19 protein-coding genes are annotated in these 22185 nt (G+C 64.7%); 17 read left to right on the top strand and 2 right to left on the bottom strand.

From position 1 onward, the window contains the following. Positions 1-121 precede the first annotated feature (121 nt). Positions 122-607, top strand: a complete 486-nt coding sequence (gene greB, locus C8D92_RS06740) for a transcription elongation factor GreB (protein WP_116918818.1) — start codon at positions 122-124, stop codon at positions 605-607. Positions 608-763: 156 nt separating this feature from the next. Then, the gene (locus tag C8D92_RS06745) at positions 764-1231 is read left to right on the top strand and encodes a hypothetical protein (RefSeq protein WP_116918819.1); all 468 of its coding nucleotides are present in this window, start codon (positions 764-766) and stop codon (positions 1229-1231) included. 2 nt (positions 1232-1233) lie between these two features. On the opposite strand, the gene C8D92_RS06750 is transcribed toward C8D92_RS06745, so the two are convergent. After that, positions 1234-1533 (bottom strand): phage integrase N-terminal SAM-like domain-containing protein, encoded by a 300-nt coding sequence (locus tag C8D92_RS06750; RefSeq protein WP_095611378.1) that lies wholly within the window; start codon positions 1531-1533, stop codon positions 1234-1236. 124 nt (positions 1534-1657) lie between these two features. Continuing rightward, positions 1658-1924 (bottom strand): acyl-CoA-binding protein, encoded by a 267-nt coding sequence (locus tag C8D92_RS06755; protein ID WP_095611377.1) that lies wholly within the window; start codon positions 1922-1924, stop codon positions 1658-1660. Between the two features lie 315 nt (positions 1925-2239). Here C8D92_RS06755 and tssB point away from each other — a divergent pair, with 315 nt between their 5' ends. The 15 genes from tssB (at position 2240) to C8D92_RS06830 (ending at position 21712) form a co-directional block, all read left to right on the top strand. After that, positions 2240-2746: a type VI secretion system contractile sheath small subunit gene (gene tssB / locus C8D92_RS06760; protein WP_095611376.1), complete on the top strand. Its 507-nt coding sequence runs from the start codon at positions 2240-2242 to the stop codon at positions 2744-2746. 119 nt (positions 2747-2865) lie between these two features. Continuing rightward, positions 2866-4347, top strand: coding sequence for a type VI secretion system contractile sheath large subunit (gene tssC, locus C8D92_RS06765; RefSeq protein ID WP_116918820.1), 1482 nt, complete (start codon positions 2866-2868; stop codon positions 4345-4347). A 3-nt stretch (positions 4348-4350) separates the two neighbouring features. Next, positions 4351-4791: a type VI secretion system baseplate subunit TssE gene (gene tssE, locus C8D92_RS06770; protein WP_116918821.1), complete on the top strand. Its 441-nt coding sequence runs from the start codon at positions 4351-4353 to the stop codon at positions 4789-4791. Beyond that, the gene (gene tssF / locus C8D92_RS06775; RefSeq protein ID WP_095611373.1) at positions 4788-6566 is read left to right on the top strand and encodes a type VI secretion system baseplate subunit TssF; all 1779 of its coding nucleotides are present in this window, start codon (positions 4788-4790) and stop codon (positions 6564-6566) included. The genes tssE and tssF overlap by 4 nt, the downstream gene beginning before the upstream one ends. Further along, complete coding sequence (gene tssG, locus C8D92_RS06780) at positions 6530-7546, top strand: type VI secretion system baseplate subunit TssG (RefSeq protein WP_116918822.1); 1017 nt, start codon at positions 6530-6532, stop codon at positions 7544-7546. The genes tssF and tssG overlap by 37 nt, the downstream gene beginning before the upstream one ends. Positions 7547-7550: 4 nt before the next feature. Then, positions 7551-8795: a type VI secretion system-associated FHA domain protein TagH gene (gene tagH, locus C8D92_RS06785; RefSeq protein ID WP_116918823.1), complete on the top strand. Its 1245-nt coding sequence runs from the start codon at positions 7551-7553 to the stop codon at positions 8793-8795. Positions 8796-8800: 5 nt separating this feature from the next. Continuing rightward, positions 8801-9337: a type VI secretion system lipoprotein TssJ gene (gene tssJ, locus C8D92_RS06790; RefSeq protein ID WP_116918854.1), complete on the top strand. Its 537-nt coding sequence runs from the start codon at positions 8801-8803 to the stop codon at positions 9335-9337. Continuing rightward, complete coding sequence (gene tssK, locus C8D92_RS06795) at positions 9337-10671, top strand: type VI secretion system baseplate subunit TssK (RefSeq protein WP_116918824.1); 1335 nt, start codon at positions 9337-9339, stop codon at positions 10669-10671. Before tssJ ends, tssK begins: the two co-directional genes overlap by 1 nt. 2 nt (positions 10672-10673) lie before the next feature. Then, positions 10674-11459 (top strand): type IVB secretion system protein IcmH/DotU, encoded by a 786-nt coding sequence (gene icmH / locus C8D92_RS06800; RefSeq protein WP_116918825.1) that lies wholly within the window; start codon positions 10674-10676, stop codon positions 11457-11459. A 14-nt stretch (positions 11460-11473) separates the two neighbouring features. Then, positions 11474-14068, top strand: coding sequence for a type VI secretion system ATPase TssH (tssH, locus tag C8D92_RS06805; RefSeq protein WP_116918826.1), 2595 nt, complete (start codon positions 11474-11476; stop codon positions 14066-14068). Positions 14069-14081: 13 nt separating this feature from the next. Continuing rightward, on the top strand, positions 14082-15671 hold the full coding sequence (locus tag C8D92_RS06810) for a sigma-54-dependent Fis family transcriptional regulator (protein WP_341477026.1): 1590 nt from the start codon (positions 14082-14084) through the stop codon (positions 15669-15671). Then, complete coding sequence (gene vasI / locus C8D92_RS06815; RefSeq protein ID WP_116918828.1) at positions 15671-16303, top strand: type VI secretion system-associated protein VasI; 633 nt, start codon at positions 15671-15673, stop codon at positions 16301-16303. The genes C8D92_RS06810 and vasI overlap by 1 nt, the downstream gene beginning before the upstream one ends. 44 nt (positions 16304-16347) lie before the next feature. Further along, positions 16348-17778: a type VI secretion system protein TssA gene (gene tssA / locus C8D92_RS06820; protein WP_116918829.1), complete on the top strand. Its 1431-nt coding sequence runs from the start codon at positions 16348-16350 to the stop codon at positions 17776-17778. Next, positions 17775-21395, top strand: a complete 3621-nt coding sequence (gene tssM / locus C8D92_RS06825; RefSeq protein WP_243402381.1) for a type VI secretion system membrane subunit TssM — start codon at positions 17775-17777, stop codon at positions 21393-21395. Before tssA ends, tssM begins: the two co-directional genes overlap by 4 nt. Positions 21396-21427: 32 nt before the next feature. Beyond that, positions 21428-21712, top strand: a complete 285-nt coding sequence (locus tag C8D92_RS06830; protein ID WP_095611364.1) for a type VI secretion system PAAR protein — start codon at positions 21428-21430, stop codon at positions 21710-21712. Positions 21713-22185: the final 473 nt, after the last annotated feature.

Here is a 22185-nt window from a genome sequence, read left to right on the forward strand (position 1 = left end):
CCCTTCAGCACAGCGCTAACCTTGATCCCCGCCCTCTGGCGGGGTTTTTTTTGCCTCTGGATTGGCGTCCAATGGTGCCCGACGGGACACTAGAATCCATCAACGCAATCAGGACCCCCGCATGGCCCGACGATCCCGATACATTACCCCCGCCGGCGAGCAGGCACTGCGCGATGAGCTGCATTATCTCTGGAAGGAACGTCGCCCGGAGGTGACCCAGCGCGTTCGGGAGGCGGCGGCGCTGGGTGATCGCTCCGAGAATGCCGAGTACATCTACGGCAAGAAGCAGCTCCGGGAAATCGACCGACGCGTCCGGTTTCTGACCAAGCGCCTGGATGAGCTGTCGGTAGTGGACCGCCTGCCGGACGACACCAGCCGGGTATTCTTCGGAGCCTGGGTTACGCTTGAAACGCAAGACGGCGAGGAGCGTGAGTACCGCCTGGTCGGCCCGGACGAGTTCGATCTGGAGCAGGGGCTTCTCAGTGTCGATTCACCGCTGGCGCGGGCTCTGCTTGGTAAGCGCGAGGACGATGAAGTCATTCTTGACACGCCGCAGGGGCGTGATGAGTACATTGTCGCCGCTATTCGGTATGATTCCGTTGGGTGATGGCCGTCACAGAATTGACGAAAAAGAAAATCAACTGCTTTAATTGACTAGAAAATCACCAAAAACGTCGTATCATTGACGTTGATGTCTTGATTGATTCTTTCGAACGGTCCGGGCAGGCCGTCTGTTTTGGGGAGTTCGTTCCAGGGAATTTTTATGCGTGTTTCAACAGCCATTCAGTCCCGGGTCGCCCGATACGCTCTGGTCGCCCTGGTCGGTGCCGTCAGCACGGCACCGGTGTGGGCCCAGTCCCCGTCGTCTTCACAGAGCGTGCAGGGGGCGTTCACCTATGAGGAACGCTCGACGCTAAAAACCATCCCCTTCGAAAGCATGGATCAGCAGGCCATGTCCTCAACCGTGATCGAGGGCGGTCTTGATGAGCCGGCAGCCGGCGTTCCGACCCGCTCACCCAGTGGCGGTCGCGAGGATCATTATCTCGACCCGCTTGCCCTGCAGCCGAATGATGGGCTGAGCAGTGCCGAGCGCGGCCAGATACCGGTCGAGATCATTTACAGTGAGCCAAAACGGGTCCCGGGGCAGACGTTCAGCGACGACTACGTCATCCGGCCACCCCAAAACCGTACATACGAGGCTCTCAATACCAATCTGACCGACCGCCCCTGACCTCAGGCGACCGCCGTTGCACCCACCTCGTCCAGCACGGCCTCGTGCAGAAAGTGCAGGGCCTGGCTGGCCTGGTTCAGGCGGGCTTGGGAGACCTGCATGCGCTCCTCCAGATACCCCAGGAACACGCGAATGTCATGATGACCCAGCCGGGCCGGGTCCTGCATGTCGTAGAACAGCAGGTAACGGGTGATCCAGTGCAGATAGGTCTGCTCGGTGCGCAGGTTCAGCTGATGACTCTGAATACGCCGGTTCACACGGGCCAGCAGCCCGGGGCGGCTCTGCTCCAGTGCTTCGCTCATGAGGAAGAATTCCTGTGGTCGTGATGTTGTTGTTGTTAGCGTCGCGGAATTCTATGACAACAGCGTGAAAAAGACACGCGCAGTGGGCAGCCCGGTTCGGGCTGCCGGCGACCGCGGGCGTGATTCAGCCGTTTTTGGCGGCCTCCAGGCGGTCGATGTACTTCTGCATCGCTTCGTCACTGGACATGCCTTTGAGCTCTTCCCAGGCGCCGTACTTGGCGCGCCCCACCACGTCGAGCATGCCCGGCTTCTTGCCACTGACATCGCCCTGCGTGGCCTGTTTGTAAAGCGCGTAGAACGCCAGCTTGGTTTCATTGGAGGGTTCAAAATCGCCCTCGGCGGATTGGACGTAGTTGACGGCTTCCTCGAACTGGGCTTTCAGATCACTCATTCGTCATCCTTCTCTTGTCGTTGTTGGTCGGGGCGCGCTGGGCGGTCCGAGGCTCCCCAGGGTTTCGGTTTGCCAGTATAGCCAGACCCGGCCCCGGGCGTCATGCTTCGGTCCGTAATCAAGGGGCGCCTGCTCTCGTCCGGCAAATAATTGCCTGAATGTGCGGGAATTGGCGAATTCTTGCTTGAGATGGCCGGTCGTTCCCCTGTACAGTTCTATGCGTTCGCACATCGGGATGATGTGCCGGGAAGCACGACGCCGTCGCTCCCGCAAAGGATTGAACGCTGTAAACGGAAAGACAAAAGGACTCCTACCATGGCTAAGGAAGGTTCTGTCGCGCCCAAAGAGCGCATCAATATCAAGTACGTCCCCGCAACCGGTGATCAGCAGGCGGAAGAGGAACTGCCGCTCAAGATGATGGTCGTCGGTGATTTCACCGGTGAGCCGGAAGAAACCCCCATTGAAGACCGCAAGGCCGTCTCCGTCGACAAGAATAATTTCCGCTCCGTGATGAAGGAGGCGGGACTGAGTGTGTCGACCAGTGTCCGCAATCGCCTGGACGAAGAGGCGGACGATCTGCCGGTCAATCTCAACATCGAAGGCCTCGAGGACTTTGGTCCCGACAGTGTCGCCCGCCAGGTGCCGGAGCTGCGCAAGCTGATCGAGCTTCGCGAAGCCCTGGTTGCGCTCAAGGGCCCGCTGGGCAACGTGCCGTCGTTCCGCAGCAAACTGCAGGAGCTGCTGGACAGCGATGAGGCCCGGGAGCAGCTCTTGTCCGAGCTGGATCTGGATGGTGAGAAGTCGCCCGAAGGCGAGGGCTAGTCCGAAGCGGGCTGCACACGCAACGCTGGTGCCTGATTCCCACTGAACGCGACCACGCAGGATGCGGAGTCCGTCGTGCACCGGCTTTCTGATCCGACAACGTACTGAAGGGATGTGGTATGTCTGATACTGCCGAACAGCAATCTGCTGACACCGAAGCCGCAGGGGAAGGCTCCCTGCTCGATCAGGTCATGGCCAACAGTCGCATGGCGCCGGCCGATGAGGGCTATGATGTCGCCCGTCAGGGGGTGGCGACTTTTATTTCCAACCTGCTGAAAAGCGAGGAGAAAGGCCAGCCGGTCAACAAGGCGCTCGTGGACCAGATGGTCGTCGAGCTCGATCGCAAGATCAGCGACCAGATGGACGAAATCCTGCACGCGCCCAAGCTGCAGGAGCTGGAATCGAGTTGGCGCGGCCTCAAGCTGATGGTCGACCGGACCGACTTCCAGGAAAACATCAAGGTCGACATCCTCCATGCCACCAAGGACGAGCTGCTGGAGGACTTCGAGTTTGCCCCGGACGTCACACAGTCCGGTTTCTACCAGCACATCTACGCCTCCGGCTATGGCCAGTTCGGCGGTGAGCCGGTGGGTGCGGTGATCGGCAACTATGCGTTCACGCCGTCCACGCCGGACATGAAGCTGCTGCAGTACGTATCGTCGGTCGGTGCCATGGCGCACGCGCCGTTCCTGTCCTCGGTGGCACCGGATTTCTTCGGGGTGGACAGCTACCGCGAGCTGCCGGCCATCAAGGAGCTGAAAGCGGTGTTCGAAGGGCCGAAGTATGCCAAGTGGCGGTCCCTGCGGGAGTCTGAGGATGCCCGCTATCTGGGACTGACCGCGCCGCGCTTCCTGCTGCGCACGCCGTACGATCCGGTCGAGAACCCGGTCCGCAGCTTCAACTATCAGGAAGACGTCAGCGGTGATCACGAGGACTACCTGTGGGGCAACACCGCGTACCTGCTGGCCACGCGCCTGACCGACAGCTTTGCCAAGTACCGCTGGTGCCCGAACATCATCGGTCCGCAGAGCGGCGGGGCGGTCGAGGACCTGCCGGTACACCTGTTCGAATCGTTCGGGCAGATCGAATCAAAGATTCCCACCGAGGTGCTGATCACCGATCGGCGCGAGTACGAGATGGCCGACGAAGGGTTCATTTCGCTGACCATGCGCAAGGGCAGCGACAATGCCGCCTTCTTCTCCGCCAACTCGGTGCAGAAGCCCAAGCAGTTCCCCAACACCAAGGAGGGGAAGGAAGCCGAGACCAACTACAAGCTCGGCACCCAACTGCCCTACATGATGATCGTCAATCGCCTGGCCCACTACATCAAGGTGCTGCAGCGTGAGCAGATCGGTTCCTGGAAGGAGCGTCAGGATCTGGAACGCGAGCTGAACACCTGGATCAAGCAGTACGTGGCCGACCAGGAAAACCCGCCGGCCGACGTGCGCAGCCGTCGCCCCCTGCGTGCGGCGCAGATCAGCGTCGAGGAAGTCGAGGGCGAGCCGGGCTGGTACCAGGTGTCGCTGGCGGTCCGTCCGCACTTCAAGTACATGGGGGCGAATTTCGAGCTGTCGCTGGTTGGGCGGCTCGACAAGGACTGACCCGTGTTCGGAAACAACGCGGGCGGGGCGCCCTCGGGCGGCAGCCTGTTTGAGCGTCTTGAGGCGGCAGATCAGCCGGCCGGGACGGGCATGACGGAGGTCACCCACGTGGTGGACTCCATCAAACGCCACCTGGTCCGGCTGCTCAACAGTCATCCGGGCAACAGCGCCAGCGCGCCGACGCTCGGACTGGTGGATTTCAATGACGCCACTCTGGGCACCGAGGACCTCAATATCCGTATCCGGGGCGCCATCCGTCAGTGCATCGAACGGTATGAGCCGCGGGTCCGCCGGGTTGACGTGGAAACGTTGCCCCAGGGGCCGGACCCGCTGCAGTTGCGCTTTCAGGTGACGGTCCACTTGCAGGTCGATGCGGCCGAAGGCCGCACCGTCATCGACCTGGTGCTGGACGAGAGACGATATTATCGCGTGGTATCACCGTGAAGCTGAATCGATTCTATCGGGACGAACTCAACTTTCTTCGCCTGCAGGGCCAGGAGTTTGCGGACGCGCATCCGCAGCTCACCCGGTTCCTTTCCGAGCAGAGCAACGATCCGGACGTGGAGCGCCTGCTGGAAGGCTTCGCGTTTCTGACCGGGCGTCTGCGCGAGAAAGTGGAGGACGAGCTTCCGGAGCTGACTCACTCGCTGCTCAACATGCTCTGGCCGAACTATCTGCGGCCGGTGCCGAGCGCGACGATCATGCGCTTTGACCCGCAACTGCACGCCATCAGTGAGCGTCAGCGCATTGCCAAGGGTACGGAAATCCGCAGCCGTCCGGTGGACGACGGCCAGGGCCGGACCCAATGCCGTTTCCGGACCTGCCGGGACCTGGCCATGTACCCCATGACGGTGGCGGACGTGGAGGCAGCGCACTCGCGGGAGGTGTCCACGATCACGCTGTCGCTGGCGCTCCACACCGATCAGCCCCTGTCCGAATTGGGCATGGACGACCTGCGGCTTTATCTGGGCGGCGACCGCTATACGGCCGAGACCCTCTACCTGTGGCTCAACCACTGTCTGACCGGTGTGGAGCTGGTGGTGAACGGCGGGACCATCCCGATTCCGTCGACGTGCCTGCAGCCGGTCGGCTTTGGGGAAGGGGATGCGCTGTTGCCGTATCCCAAGAACGCCTATGCCGGTTACCGTATTCTGCAGGAGTATCTGAGCTTCCCCGAAGCGTTCCATTTCGTGGACGTCGCCGGGCTGGGTCGCTACCTGCCGCCGGCGCAGGCCGACGAGATCCAGATCCGGTTCCGCTGTGACCGCACGCTGCCGCCCGATGTGCGCGTGCGGGAGGACAGCTTCCAGCTCTACTGCACACCGGCCATCAACCTGTTCCGGCACGAAGCCGATCCGGTGGACCTGAACGGCCGACAGACGGAGTACCGCATCCAGCCGTCGAGCCGCTACCCGTCACACTACGAGGTTTTCAGTGTCGACCGGGTTGAGGGCTGGCTGGAGGACCCGCAGCACCAGCGACGGGGCGAGCCGCGGACCTACACGCCATTCGAGAGCTTCGAGCATCAGGTGGAGCGCGACCGCAACCGCACCGCGCTCTACTACCGGGTGCGGGTCCGGGAGAGTGTTCGCGGAGATGGCTTCGATCATTGCATCGCCTTCGTCCGTGGCGACGAGCAGAGCTGTCTGGATCGGCGCGAGGCCGTGTCCCTGACGCTGACCTGCACCAACCGGCAGCTGCCGTCACAACTGGCGGTGGGCGACGTCTGCGAGGCGACCCAGAGCGCGCCGGCGTTTGCGACGTTCCGCAACGTGACGCGGCCGACGCGGACACTGCGGCCGACGCTGGACGGCAGCCTGCTCTGGACGCTGATCTCGAACCTGTCCCTCAACTACCTGTCGCTGCTGGACGTGGACGCGCTGCGCTCGGTGTTGCGGGTCTATGATTTCCGCGCGCTGGTGGACCGCCAGGCCGAACGGATCTCCCGGCAGCGGCTGGAGGGTATCGGTGCGATCGACACGGAGCCGGTGGATCGCATGTACAAGGGGCTGCCGGTGCGGGGCATCCGCTCCACACTGACGCTGGACCAGCAAGCGTTTGCCTCGGAAGGTGATCTCTACCTGTTCGGCACCGTACTGAGCCGCTTCTTCGGCCTGTACGCCAGCATCAACGCGTTTCACCTGCTGGATGTGGTGAACTCGGACAACCAGGAACGGTACACATGGACGTTACAGACAGGGCAGCAGCCACTGATGTAGCCGCCCTGAAACCCGTTCTGGGCAATGCGCGGCGCTACAGCTTTTTCCAGCTGGTGGACCTGATCCACCGGCTGCATGGCGACAATCTGGAGGACCCGGGTCAGAGCGAGCCGCGGCAGGAACGCATCCGTTTCTCCGCCAGCGCCAGCCTCGGGTTCCCTGGCACGGACGTGGTCTCCGCTGAAGAGCCGGCTCATGATTACGCCCCCTATCAGATGGAAGTGAGCTTCCTGGGGCTGCATGGCTCGCAGTCGCCCCTGCCGGGTTACTACCTGGACGAACTGGCCTGGGAGTATGGTCAGGAGACCGGCCTTCGCCGTTACTTTCTGGACTTCTTCAACCACCGGCTGGTGACGCTGTTCCACCGGGTCTGGCGCAAGTACCGATATTACGTGCGTTTTCAGCCGGGCGCGACCGACGCCTTCTCCGAGCATATTTTCTCTCTGATCGGTCTGGGGGACCCGGACCTGCGCGGCGAAACGCCCATCAACTGGTCGAAGATGATGGCCCAGGCGGGCCTGATGGCCGGCCGCAGCCGCTCGCCGGATGTGGTCAGCGGCATCATCGCCCATTGCTTCGACCTGGAGGACGTGCAGATCGAGCCCTGGGCGCTGCGCACCGTCCGGATTCCGGACGACCAGCAGACCGCGCTGGGTCAGAGTAACGCCCAACTGGGCCAGACCACACTCGTGGGCAGCCGGATCCGGGATCGCAGCGGCAAGTTCATCCTGCGTCTCGGCGGGCTGAGCCGCGAGCGGTTTGAGGACTTCCTGCCCAACGGGCAGGACCATGAGCGGCTGGTGAGCCTGGTGGCCTTCACCATGCGCGAACAGCTTGCCTACGACCTGGAGCTCGTCATGCGACCGGAGGACATCCGGCCGCTGACCATGGGGCAGGACGTGCGGCTGGGCTGGAATTCGTTTGTCGATCCGAAGCCCTCGCCCGAGGGGCATGCGGTTCGGATCCAGATCAGGACCTGATGGCATGGACGCACAACAGCAAACACTCCGGTTGCGTATCGACAACCCGACCGCGGTTCCCGGTGCGGTGAACGCCTCCCACGCGTTCGGCCGGGCCGGTGGCTCCATCGGCTCCGCCGCCAGCGACACCTGGCAGCTGTCCGGCCGACGCAGCGGCGTCGTCGCCGGTCATGCGGAAATCCGTTGGCTGGACGGGGATTTCTGCCTGATCGACCGGTCCGGGCGTAGCTTCATCAACAGCGCTCGCCAGCCGGTGGGCCGGGGTCGCCGAGCCCGGCTCAGTCCGGGCGATGTGATCCGGCTGGGGCGCTACCAACTGGTGGCCGATGCCCCCGATGTTCCGGAGACCGATGCGCCGGATCACAGCCTGGTGGATGGTCCGGAAGAGGCGCTGCTTCGTCGGGATGTGGAGGAAGACGGTCCCACTCCGGCGGAACCACTGGGTGAACTGCCCCGGGAGGCCGGAGAATCCGCGCCCACCAACCCGTTGTCCGCCCTTGGCGACGATGAGCCGCCAGAGCCGGAGGCCGTTCAGGGCGAGCGCAACGATGTTTACCGGGGCGACCGGGACGCCGCCCTGCTGTTACCCCGCACGGAAGGAGAGCGCGCCAGGATGACCACTGACACACCAACGAATACAACGGACGACCGCAGCCGGACGCACATCAGCCTCTCGCCACTGCTTCAGGGGCTGAACGCGGATATGGCCGTTGGCGACAGCCAGCAGAGCCGGGTGTTTCTGGAGGAAGCGGGTGCCACGCTGCGGGCCGCCATTGAGGGCCTGCTGGCATTGCACGAACAGGAGGATGATCGCCAGCTCGCATTGCGGGCGCGGCTGCAGCCGATCGAAGATAACCCGCTCAAGCTCGGCCGGTCCTATCCCGACACGCTGGAGACGCTGTTTGCCGACGACCGCAGCCCGGTGCATCTGTCGGCGCCGGCCGCCGTGAAGGAGAGTCTGGACGAGCTGCGCCACTATCAGGCGGCGACCCGTGCTGCCATGCGCGAGGCCCTTGGCGCCATGCTGGACGCCTTCCATCCGGATCAGATGCTGCGTCGTTTTCACGGCTATCGGCGCCACCTGGAACCCGGCGAGGACGAGAACGCCTGGGCCTGGACCATGTATCGCCACTATCACGCGGAGCTGCAATCCGGCCATCAGCGCGGGTTTGAGCAGTTGTTCGAGGAGGTGTTCGAGCAGGCCCGTGACCACCACTTACGACAGCAACAGAAGGAGTCGATGCTGTGAAACCCATGCCATGGATGATTCTGACCGGCGCGCTGGCCCTGACGGCCTGCAGCACCCCCTACAACGCGGTGACCAAGACCGCCAAGGTCCTGTGGAACCCGGACGTGCCGGTCGGCTATGAAGAAGACCTGCCCAGCACCGCCGATCTGGCGATGCTGGCGGAGCCGAACGTCAACACCAACGGCTCCCAGCAGCCGACACCGATCAACTTCCAGGTGCTTCAGCTCGAGGACAGTTCCCGGGTGATGGCGGCCGGGTTCGATGAACTGTTGTCCGGCCTCGAGGACGCGCTGGGCAGCAACTACATCGATCACAAGGACTACACGCTCGTGCCCGGCCAGTTCAAGTTCATCGAGCCCATGGAGCTGACCGAGAAGACGCGTTATCTCGGTGTGGTGGCGTACTACGCCTACCCCAACCAGTCCCAGTGGAAGAAGGTGGTCAAGGTGGAGCCCAAGGGCGGCGACTACCACCTGCTGGTCAACCTGCGGGACCGGGAAGTGGTGCTTGAGAAAGCCGGCGGCAAATCGGGAGAGGAGTGATGTCAGCAGTCAACCGTGTGGTCTGGAGTGACGGGCTGTTCATCAAGCCGCAGCACTTTCAGCAGCAACAGCGCTACTTCGAGCATCAGATCAATGAGCGGACGCTGGCGGTCTCGGACTACCTCTACGGGTTCAGTGAACTGTCCATCAACGACGAGTATCTGAGCTTCGGGCGCGTCGGGCTGGTGCGCGCCCGTGGACTGTTCCCGGATGGCACGCGCTTCAGCCTGCCGGAAGAGGACCACGCGCCCCAGCCGCTGGACATTACCGATGCGGACGTGGCGAACGAAGTGGTCTACCTGGCCCTGCCGCTGGCGACCGACAGTCTGTCGGAGGTGGCCTGGCCCGAGGCGGGCGTCTCCGCGCGCTATCATGCGGACGCCGCGGAAATCCGTGACCTCCATTCGGTGGACGGTGACAGCCACACCATCGACGTGGCCCGGGTCCACCCGCGCCTGATGCTCGAGCGTGAGGACCGCAGTGCCTACGCGACGCTGGCAATCGGCCGCATTCTGGAGAAGCGCCCGGATGGCAGTCTGGTCATGGACAACGATTTCCTGCCCACCATGCTGAGTGTCCGTGCGGCGCCGCGTCTGCAGCGTTTTGTCGGCGAAATGGCCGGCCTGATGCAGGAACGGGCCCGCAACATCGCTGAACGCGTTGGTGCGCCGTCCCAGGGTGGGGTGGCGGACGTGGCCGACTTCATGCTGCTGCAGATGCTCAACCGGTCCCACCCCCAGCTCCGTCACCTGGCCCGGCTGCGCCAGCTCCATCCGGAGCGGCTCTACGAGCAGTTGCTGGGGCTTTGTGGGGAGCTGGTGACGTTTACCGATGAAAACCGGTTGCCGCAGGAGGCGCCGGCCTACGACCACGATCTGCCCGAGACCGCCTTCGGGCCGCTGATGAAGGTACTGCGTCAGGCGCTGAGTACCGTGCTGGAGCCCCGCGCCGTGGCCATCCAGCTCCAGCAGCGCCAGTACGGTCTGACGGTCGCACCGCTGCAGGACACCGAACTGACCGGCGACGCCGAGTTCATTCTCGCCGTGCGCGCGGACATGCCGCAGGACGACCTGCGCAAGCAGTTCCCGCAGCAATGCAAGGTCGCCTCGGTCGAGAAAATCCGCGACCTCATCAGCCTGCAGCTACCGGGCATTCCGCTTGAAGCGCTCCCCGTGGCGCCGCGGCAGCTGCCCTATCACGCCGGGTTCACCTACTTCCGCCTGGACAGCCACAGCCAGGCCTGGCAGATGCTGGACAACGCCAGTGGTTTTGCCTTCCACGTGGCGGGTGACTTCCCGGGTATCGACATGCAGTTCTGGGCCATCAGGAGCTAGTCATGGACGAGACGGCCACACCGGAACGCACACAATTTGACCAGATGCTGTTCGAGGAGCCGGAGGCGACGCCTGCCGGTGACGACGACACCTTCCGGCTCCAGGGGTTTGAGGACAACCGGCTGGTGCACGCGGCCACGCCGCTGCTTGGGCTGGTGATCCGCATCCGTCGTCTGGCGGCATTCGATCAGGTGCCGACGCTGTACCAGCAGGTGGTGGACGACATCACCGCCATCGACCGGTCGTTGATCGAGCAGGGCTATGAACGGCCCACGGTGGTGGCCTACCGCTATGTGCTCTGCGCGCTGATTGACGAGGCGGTGCTGGGCACGGACTGGGGTGCGTACAGCGTCTGGTCCCAGCATTCGCTGCTGTCCCGGTTCCATAACGAGACCTGGGGCGGGGAAAAGGTCTTCGCCATCCTCTCGCGTATGGAACAGTCGCCGGAGCGTTACCGCGACATGCTGGAGTTCATCTACCTGGCGCTCTGCCTCGGCTTCGAGGGGCGTTACAAGGTGATGGACAACGGCCGTGACGAGTATGAGCGGATCATCAACGGCCTTTATCGTCAGATCGAGACCTGGCGCGCCCCGGACCGGGAACAGTCGCTGGGCTCGGCGCTGGACCATGTGATCCCGGCGCGCAACCGGCTGCGGCGCGGCTTCCCGATCTGGGGCCTCGGCGGTCTGTTCCTGGTGGCGATGGGCACCGTCTACACCCTCTATTCCATGGCGCTGGATGAACGCATGAAGGATCTGCTCAGCGTCCTGGACCAACTCCCGACCTGAATAAGGAGATTGCTTTGCTTCGGGTTGAACTACCGGCGCTCGTCGAGCGTCTGAACGATATGTGCCGCGAAGGACTGGAAGCCTCGGCGGCGCTGTGCATCAGCCGGCAGGGCGCGGAAATCACGCCCGCGCATCTGCTGTTCAAACTGCTGGAAACACCGTATTCCGACGTCCGCCTGATCCTGGACCATGCCGGCATCGATCCCCATGCACTGCAGCCGGTGGTGGGCGAGAGTCTGGCGGGCGCGGCGGAGACGGCCGAGGCTTACCCGTCGTTCTCACCGCTGCTGATCGAGCTGCTTCAGGATGCCTGGCTGCTGGGCTCGACGGAGCTGGAGCACCGTGAGCTGCGTTCGGGGGTGATACTGCTGGCGCTGTTGCTGCACGCGGACCGCTACCTCAAACCAGCGGTCAGTGGCGAACTGTCGGAGATCAACCGGGAGCAGGTGCGCCGTCAGTTCAGCGCCATGACCAGGGGCTCGGCCGAAGAGCCGGTGGCCGCCAGTGCCGGTGAGGCCGCGCCGGCCGCCGGCTCAGAGGATGCCCTCAACCGTTTCGCCCGGGACGTGACCGCGGAGGCCCGCAACGGGGAACTGGACCCGGTGCTGTGCCGGGATGCGGAGCTGGACCAGATGATCGACATCCTCTGCCGGCGCCGCAAGAACAACCCCATCGCCGTCGGTGACGCGGGCGTCGGCAAGAGCGCGATCGTTGAAGGCCTGTCCCTGCGCATCGTCGCCGGCGAGGTGCCGGATCGGCTGAAGAACGTCGCACTCTGGTCGCTGGACCTGGGCGCGCTGCAGGCCGGCGCGTCCGTGAAGGGCGAGTTCGAAAAGCGCCTCAAAGGCGTCATCGACGCGGTGAAGGCCTCGCCCACGCCCATCATCCTGTTCATCGACGAGGCCCACACACTGATCGGGGCCGGCAACAACGAGGGCGGTTCCGATGCGGCCAACCTGCTCAAACCCGCACTGGCCCGGGGCGAGCTGAGCACCATCGCCGCCACCACCTGGCGCGAGTACAAGAAGCACATCGAGAAGGACCCGGCGCTGAGCCGCCGCTTCCAGCTGGTGGCGCTCGATGAGCCGTCACCGGAGCAGGCCGTCCACATCCTGCGCGGATTGCGGGGGGTGCATGAGCAGGCCCACCAGGTGCTGATCGATGACAGTGCCCTGACCGCCGCGGCGCAGATGTCGGCCCGATATCTGGCCGGTCGTCAGCTGCCGGATAAGGCCATCGACGTACTCGATACGGCCTCGGCACGGGTCGCGCTCAACCTCAGCACGCCGCCGCGCCAGCTCAGCCATCTGCGCAGCGAGCGCCATCAGCTGGCCATGGAACAGGACCTGATCCGCCGGGAAGGCCAGCTGGGTCAGAGCCGGAGTGACGATCGTGCCGACACCGTGGCTCGCGATCTGGAAGCCTGCGATGCGTCGATTGCCGAACTGGAAGCGCGCTGGCAGACACAACGGGATCTGGTGCACCAACTGATCGAAGTCCGGGAACAGCTGCTGTCGGACGATGAGGGTGAGGCGTCCTCGCTGCACCAGCAGGCGGCGGCACTGGTGGCCGAGCTGGAAACGCTACAGGCCGATGAGCCGCTGGTCCATGCCATGGTGGATCGTCGGCAGGTGGCGGAAGTCATCGCCGACTGGACCGGCATTCCGGTCAATCGCATGACGGCGGACGAGCTGGAGAAGATCACGCGCCTGCCTGAGCACCTGGAAGCCCACATCAAGGGTCAGGACCGGGCCATCGATACGCTTCATCAGCGTCTGTTGACGGCCCGGGCGGATCTGCGCCGCCCCGGACGCCCGATGGGGGCCTTCCTGCTGGTCGGCCCCAGCGGCGTCGGCAAGACCGAGACGGTGCTCCAGATTGCGGAGTTGCTGTACGGCGGTCGCCAGTTCCTGACCACCATCAACATGTCCGAATACCAGGAGCAGCACACCGTCTCGCGCCTGATTGGCTCACCCCCCGGCTACGTCGGTTTCGGCGAGGGCGGCAAGCTCACCGAAGCGATTCGCCAGAAGCCGTATTCCGTGGTGCTGCTCGATGAAGTGGAAAAGGCGCACCCGGAAGTGCTGAACCTGTTCTACCAGGCCTTTGACAAGGGCGAGCTGGCGGACGGCGAAGGGCGGATGATTGACTGCCAGAACGTGGTGTTCTTCCTGACTTCCAACCTGGGCTACCAGACCATCGTCGACCATTTCGAAACGAGCGACGACCAGGCCCTGGAAGAGGCCCTGCACCCGGAGCTGGCGGACTTCTTCAAGCCGGCCCTGCTGGCCCGCATGAACGTCGTGCCCTACGGCCCGCTGGGTGACGAGACGCTGAACCGCATCGTCACCGACAAGCTCGCGCGCCTGACCGATCAGATTCGCGATCGCTACCGCGCCGAGGTGGTGCTGGATGAGGCTGTGGTGGATGCCGTCCGGCAGCGGGCCCGGCGCAGTGAGAATGGCGCCCGGATGCTTGAGGCGATCATTGAAGGCGAACTGCTGCCGCCGGTCTCCCTGGCGCTGCTGGAAAAGCTGGCGGCCCGAGAGCCGGTTGCCCGCGTGCACCTGGGCGTGGATGAGGGCCGATTCACCGGCGTTGTCGACTGAGGAAAGGAACGACATGACACGGATGCAGACGGAACTGCACACCGGCATCGATCTGGCGCTGGACCTGATTCGCCAGCCCGACCGTCGGGCCCTGCTCGACTGTGCGCACCGCCAGCTGGGCGAGGCGTTCGGGGTCTCCCGCAGCTGGTTGTTCGAGCTCGATGCCAGCGGACGGGATCTGGTCTGTCCAGCACTGACGGGCGAGACCACGCTGGCCTGCGATGACTTTCGTCATCCGATGGCCCATGTGATCCGCTCGGACGCCGCCCGGGTGGTGCGCACAGCGGACCGGGTGCGCTACGAACACCCGGTGCTGGATACCATGCTCGATGCACTGGCCCCCGGTGAATCGCTCTGGCTGTCACCGGTGCGTGTTGAGCAGGGCTCGGTCCTCGGCGTGCTGGCACTGGCCGGCGATCCGGGCTCCTGGGAGGGGCTGACCGGGCAACCCCTGTTCCAGGGCTTTCTGCGTCTGCTGGCCGGGCACTGGCGTCAGCACCTGGATCGTCACGACCGGCTCTGGCAGCAGCGTCTTCTGCATCGCTCGCTGGCGCACCTGAAGGACTCCGAGTCGGACCGGCGCAAGAACGAGCAACTGGCGGCCACCCTGATCGGCCATTCCCGGGCGATGGCCGACCTGCGCAGCCAGATCGTCCGGGCCGCCGGCACCCAGCTGTCCGTGTTGATTCAGGGCGAAACCGGCTGTGGCAAGGATCTGGTGGCCCGTGGCCTGCACGACTTTTCCCAGCGGGCGGACGGTCCGTATGTCGTGGTCAATTGCGCGGCCATCCCGGACAGCCTTCTGGAAAGCGAGCTGTTCGGCCACACGAAAGGGGCGTTTTCCGGTGCCGATCGCGCCCGCGAGGGACTGCTGGCCCAGGCCGACGGTGGCACGCTGTTTCTGGACGAAATCGGCGACATGCCCATGGCTCTGCAGTCCAAATTACTGCGGGTGCTGGAAACCCAGCGGTTCCGGCCTCTTGGCGGGCAGACAGAGCAGCGATCGGATTTTCGGATTGTCGCCGCGACGCACCAGCCGCTGCAGAGTCTGATCCGGGAGAACCGGTTCCGCCGGGATCTGTATTACCGGCTCAGCCAGTTCCCGGTGAAAGTGACCCCTCTGAGGGAACGGGGTGAGGACCTCGAAGCCCTCAGTCGGGCGTTCATCACCGCCTACCGCGAACGTGAGGGCAGTGGGCCGCTGGGCATCAGTAGCCAGGCGCTGCGGTTCCTGTCCGGTTACCGGTTTCCGGGCAACGTTCGTGAGTTGCGCAATGTCATTGAGTTCGCCTGCATTCAGGCGGCGGATGGGGCGGACGTGCAGGCCGAGGATCTGCGGCTGGACATGATGGCGCCGGTGCCGGGTGAGGACGACGACGAAACCGGTGAGGGCGATGCCGATCTGCTGTGTCCGGGGCTGCCGCCGCTCCATGAAATCGACGATCTTCGGGAGGCCGCCCGGGCGTTCGAGGCGGCGATTATCAGCGCCCGCCTGCGCCAGTATCAGGGCAACCGGGCGCAGGCGGCCGAAAGTCTCGGGCTGCCCAAGCGAACGCTGGCCCACAAGTGCCAGAAATTCAATGTCACGCTGGAGGCCGACTGATGCGCCTGTTTCGATGGGCCCTTGTTGGCCTTCTGGTATCACCGGCGCTCGCCGCACCGGCACCGTCCACGCTGGAGGCCGCACGCGAGTGTACGGACATTGTCGAACGTCCGGGGCGACTGGCCTGTTTCGATGCGGTGTTTGGGACGCCGGTCCGGACGAGCGCTGAGGAAACCCAACCGCGACGCCAGCCGCCGATCTGGATCGCCGCGCGCGCCCAGCAGACCGGCCGTGACGTCAGCGAGGGCGCCATCCATCGGCGCGGGGACGCCGGCCACCTGGTCACACTGGCCGCGCTGGGTGCCCAGCCGCCCCGGCCGATCCTGGTGGTGCAGTGCGACAACAACATCTCGCGACTGGCCCTGATGATGCCCGCCCCCCTGCGGGCCGACCAGGTGCGACTGTCACTGGATTCGGGCGACCGCGTGCAACGCCAGGTCTGGCGGGTCCGGGACGACGGCTTCGTGGTGAGTGCCGGCCGGGGGTTGCCGGCCATCGACACCATCCGCACGTTCCTCCCGGCTTCGCGCCTGGAACTGAAAGCGGGTGTGGCACCGGTGGATGGCCTGGTGTTTGACCTCCAGGGGCTGGGCGACGCGCTGGCGCCGCTGCGCCGTGAGTGTGGCTGGTAAGCCGCCGAAACAACGGAATGGATTCAGACAAAGGAACAGGGACGATGCAGGCAGTCGAACAGCATCCCTATGTGGAACAGGTCCTGACGCCGATACCGGGGGATTCATCCGTCGGCGAGGCATTGGGCGAGGACGAGCGCCTCACCTTTCTCGAAGACGAAGTCATGAAGATGGGCTCGCTCGCCCAGACGGACATCGACTGGGGCAAGGTGGAAAGTGAATCGCTGGCCCTGCTGACCGACACCAGTAAAGACCTCAAGGTGCTGGGCTTCCTTTTGCTGGCGCTTCAGCGCGGGGGCAACGGTGAGCGGTTCGCGTTGTCGCTGCACCTGTTGCGTCGGGCGCTGGAGACCTGGTGGACGGACGCCTGGCCCTGGCCGGGTGAGAAAGGCAAACGCCCCCGCAACCTGATGTTCCGCCAGATGCTTAAGCGGGCGGCGGGTGAAGTGGAGAAGGTCAGCTTTGATGCCGCCAAGGGCGACGGCCGGGCGTTCTGCCTGGAAGAGCTGAAAGCACTGGCTGACGCGGCGGACACCCATGGCCTGTCCGACGGCGGACTCGACCCGCTGCGCCGGGCCATTGAAGCGCTGCCCGAACCGAGCCAGGCACCGGAGCCAAAAGCGGACGAGTCGGGCGCCGCCAATGAGGCGCCATCGTCGGCGAAAAGCGCCGCCGGTGGTTCCGCCCCCTCTGAAAAGCCGACCGCCGACAGTCTGTCACTGGACACCGGGAGTGAGCGGGCCACCCGCCAGAGCCTCTTGCGTGTGGCGGACCTGCTGACCGACACCTCGCCGACCGAGCCGCTGGGGTATCAGCTTCGACGCTACGCCATCTGGCACAGCATTACGGCCGCGCCGCCCTCGCGGGATGGCGTGCGCAGCGACCTGGCGGCCGTCAGTGCCGACCGGGTGGCGGACTACCGTGAGGCGCTGGAGCGTGAGGTGGACGTGGCGCTCTGGCACCGGATTGAGCAGAGTCTGGCGGTCAGTCCCTTCTGGCTCGAAGGCCACTATCTCAGCGCACAGGCGGCCGAACGTCTCGGTCACACCGCCTGCGCCGACGCCATTCGTCAGGCGCTCACGGCCTTTCTGGATCGCCTGCCCGCGCTGGCGGACATGACGTTCTCCGACGGCACGCCGTTCTTGCCCGACACCGTCAGTCACTGGCTGCTGAACAGCGGCTCCGGCGGTGGCGGCACCGGCGAGAGCTGGGATCAGGCCTATGAAACCGCCCGTGAAACGCTGGGCCAACGCGGTCTCGCACCGGCGATGCAGTTGCTTGAAGACGGCCTGGCGGAGGCCCGCGAGCCCCGGGCCCGCTTCTACTGGCGGCTGAAGAGTGCCGAGCTGCTGGCCGAGTCCGGGCTGTCGACACTGGCCCGGCAGCACCTCAATGACCTGCGGGCACAGACCCGCGACCTGCAACTGGAAGACTGGGAACCGGGGCTGATGGCCCGGCTGGAGCGCGCCTCATGAACATACCGACGACCACACCGACCATGCCCACCTTCGTGCGCCAGTTCCTGATGCTGGGCAAGAAAGTCTGGCCGTTCCTCAAGATGGCGGGCAAGCTCGTGTTCTGGCTGGGCCTCGTCGCGGCGCTGGGGGCCCTCTGGTGGTTCGGGCCGATGTGGGAATGGGACGGCTCGCATCCTTTGGCGTCCTGGGAAAGCCGCGCGCTGATCACCCTGGGTGTGGTGTTCCTGATCCTGCTGATCTGGGGGCTGATACTCGCCCGCCGCCTGAAATCGGTCAACAGGGAACGGGCCGAGGAGGAGAAGGAGCAGGAGGACCCGCTGCTGGCCTACGAGCGACGCCAGAACCGCCTGCTCGACAAGGCACTGCTCCGGCTGCGGCAGGCCATCCCAGGCCGGCGCTGGCGCTACAAACTGCCCTGGTATCTGGTGATCGGGCTGGAGGAGGACGGCAAGACCAGTCTGATCCAGCGCTCCGGCCAGCGGTTCACGGTCAGTCAGAAGCGCAAGCGGGCCACCGAGCGCAATCCCATGGAGTTCGAGTGGTGGGTCAGCGATCGGGCGGTACTCATCGATCCGGACGGCACGCTGATCAGCCAGCCGGCGGGGGCCGACGAGGGCGAAGGTCTGCCGGAGCGGCTCTGGGGGCATTTCCTGACCTGGCTGGAGGCCAACCGGCCGCGGCGGCCATTGAACGGCGTGGTGCTGACCGTTGACCTGTCCCGACTGGCGAGCCTGGACGATCAGGAGCGACAGGCGCGGGCGGTTCAGCTTCGCAGTCGACTGCGGGAGCTGATGGAGCGCCTGGGCACGCGGCTGCCCGTCTATGTCACCTTCACCAAGATGGACCTGCTGCACGGCTTCGAACCGTTCTTCCGCAAGCTCTCGGAAAAGGAACGGCAGCGGCCGCTGGGTCTGACCTTCTCGCCGGGCTCGGTCAACGAGCCGGACAGTTGGCTGGATGAGTTTGACGATCAGTACGAGCAACTGATGGACCAGCTCCAGCAACACCTGCCGACCATGCTGGCGGACACCCGTGAGAACGAGGAACGCGCCGCGATCTACTCGTTCACCCGCCAGATGGCGGGGCTGCATGGCGTGCTGCAACGCTTCCTCGGGGAAATGCTGGCCGCCGATGCCTTTTCCACCACAGCCCTGGTGCGCGGGGTGTATTTCACCTCGGTCTATCAGGAAGGCGTGCCCGAGGACCCCTACGTCACCGCCGCGGCGCACCATTATGGGTTGCCTTCGGCGGTCCAGCCGGCCCAGCGGGGGCGCCAGTCGCGGACCTGGTTCAGTGAGCAGCTGTTCTCCCGCGTCATCTATCCCGAAGCGGGCCTGGCTGGTGACAACCGACGGGTGATCCGGCAGCGCCGGCGGTCACTGGCCGTCGCGGCCGTGCTGTTTCTTGCCGCCGGTCTGGGCACGACAGCAGGCTGGCATCACTTCTTCCTGCAGAACGCCGAGGCGGCGGAGCGGGTGCAGACCCGCGTGCAGGGATTTTTGGACAACTGGAACCCGGTGGGCCATGAAACCGACCCGACCGGCCGCAACCTGCTGGAGCCGCTGGATCAGCTGCGTGAGGCGACACTGGCCTACGGCAACTACCGTGAGCAATGGCGTTGGGTCGAGGACATGGGGCTCTATCAGGGCCATCGTGTCGGCCCGGAAGTGGAAGCGGCCTACCTCAACATGCTGGCGTATCAATACCTGCCGGCGCTGATGATCGGCGTGATGGACAACATGAACGCCGCACCGGAGGGCAGTTCCGAACGGCTGCGCCACCTGCGGGTGCTGCGCATGCTCTACGATGGCAGTGGTCGTCGCGACGATCTGGTCAGTGATTACATGTCCGACTACTGGCAGCAACGTTACCCGGGGCAACGCTCGGTTCAGGACCGGCTGCACAAGCACCTCGATTACGCCATGGCCCATACGGATCTGGCGACCTGGCAGCAGGAGGGCGATCGCTCGGCGGACATGGCGCTGATGCCCTTCCAGAGCAGTGTGGGCTGGGCGCAGAAACGGCTGGGCCGCACTCCCACGCCGGAGCGCGTCTACAGCGACCTCAAGGAGGCGTCCACGGACAGTCTGTCGGCAGCGCTGAATGTGGGGCAGCAGAGCGGACCGGCTTTCAATACCGTGTTTGTCCGGGTCAACGACCGGGGGCAGGCGATGGACGAGTCGCCCGCGCCGGAGCAGGACCCGTTGCGCATTCACCGGATGCTGACCCGGGAGGGGCTGCAGCGTTACTTCCTGCGGCGGTCGGAATCGGTGACGGAGCTGGCGCTGGTGGATGCCTGGGTGCTGGGCCGGCGTGACGATGTGGATTTCAGCGACGCCGACGAGCAGGCGCTGCGCGCGCAACTGCGTGACCGCTACGTCCGGGATTACACCGCGCAGTGGCGCCGGGCGATCAGTCATCTGGACGTGCGCCGGTTCCGGGATCTGAACCACGGCGTTCGCGTGCTCGATAACCTGACCGGCGGCCATCAGCCGCTGACCGAGCTGCTGACCACACTGCGGATGAACACCGATCTCTTCCCGGACACACCGGGGGATCAGCAACTGCCCGAGGAAGCCCTGGAGGAGTCCCCGCGCTATCGACTGGCCCAGCGGATTGCCGGCCAGTTCGAGGAGCTGCACGCGCTGACGGAAAAACCGGACGAGAAAACGCCCTCGACGCTGGAAGACATTCTCCAGGTTAGCCGGAATCTGCACGACTACCTGCGCGCCATCCAGGAAGCGCCGAACACCGGTAAGGCGGCGCTGGAGGCGGCGCGTGCGCGGCTGACCATGAAGGGTGATGACCCGATCTTCACACTGCAGCGGCTGGCGCGGAACCAGCCGGAGCCGATCAACCGCATGCTCGAGAAGCTGGCGGCAGAGAGCTGGCGGGTGGTCCTCAATCAGGCCGTCGCGCAACTGGAGCGCAAGTGGTACCGCGAGGTCTACCAGCCGTTCCAGCAGAAACTGGCGCGTCACTACCCCTTCCAGCCGGACGCTGGACGCGATGCGGGGCTGAAGGACTTTGAATCCTTCTTCGGCCCGGACGGCACGCTGAACCGGTTCTATGAACAGCACCTGAAGCTGTTTCTGGAAGACCACCCTGAGCACGTCGCCCTGAGTCAACGAGCCACGCTGGTGCGCCGGGACGTCATGCAGGCGTTGAGACAGGCGGAGAAGATCCGGGAGGCGTACTTCGCCCGCAGCGGCGGTCTCGACGTGGAGTTCGCCCTGGAACCGCTCAACCTGACGGCCAACAAACGCCGGAGTGTGATGAATGTCGATGGCCAACTGGTTGAATTCAGCCATGGTCCCCGGCAAAGTATTCCGCTGATCTGGCCCAATACCCTGCGGGAAAGTGTCCAGAGTCGGGTCACACTGGTGCCGGCGACGCTCAACCGCTCCCCGCGCAGCAAGATCGCGCGCGGTCCCTGGGCCTTCTTCCGCCTGCTGGACAAGGCGGAGGTGAACGGTGTCAGTGCCAGTGCCGTGGACATCACGTTCCGGCTGGACGATGGCGAAGTACAATACCGCCTGCACGCGGCCGGCAACACCAACCCGTTCACCCAGCAACTGCTGGCGGACTACAGCCTGCCGGGCAGCCTGTACTAACGGAATAGACGCACAGAAAAGGAGATCACACCATGGCAAACGTGGTTCTGTTGGGGGACGTCGACACGGGGCACCCCCCGTTCCCCCCGACGCCCGTCATCGCGGGCAGTGGCACGGTCATGCTGGACGGCAAACCGCTGGCGCGGATCGGCGATCCGCTGATGATCCACGCGGCACCCCCGATACCGCCCCATCCCCGCGCCGTAGCCGCCGGCAGCAGCACCGTGCTCGTCGAAGGCGTCCCCGTCGCCCGCACCGGCGACCTGGTCTCCTGCGGCGGCGTCCTCATCGGCAGCGGCACGGCGATGAGCGGGTAACGTCGCTAACGAGTGTGTGACAACGAGGGGGTCGCCGCGGAACCCGCGGAAGGACGCGGAAAGGGTTGAATAGCCACAGAAAGACACGGAAAGCACGGAAACGCCCTTCGGGCGCGAACAGCATGAAAGAGCAGGTTGGACGGACGAGCGCAACAGATACCTTTGTTTCCAATCGTTCTTTTCCGTCCGTGCTTTCCGTGTCTTTCCGTGGCTAAAAACGTCTTTTTATTTTTCCGCGTCCTTCCGCGGATTCCGCGGCGACCCCACAATCGATTCATCTTCACGGACCGAAGATCATGCCACAGGCCAAGGGACTGCAATTCACCGTCCGGGTGGGCCAACTGCCGGACGATCATTTCGCGGTGGTGGGCTTCTCAGTGCACGAGGGGCTCTCCGAGTTGTTCGAGGGCGTTGTTGAGCTGGCCAGTACCGATGCGGCGGTTGCCGCAGGGGACGTGCTCGAGCAGCCCATC

The sequence above is a fragment of the Tamilnaduibacter salinus genome, assembly GCF_003096655.1.
Classification (GTDB): Bacteria; Pseudomonadota; Gammaproteobacteria; order Pseudomonadales; family Oleiphilaceae; genus Tamilnaduibacter; species Tamilnaduibacter salinus.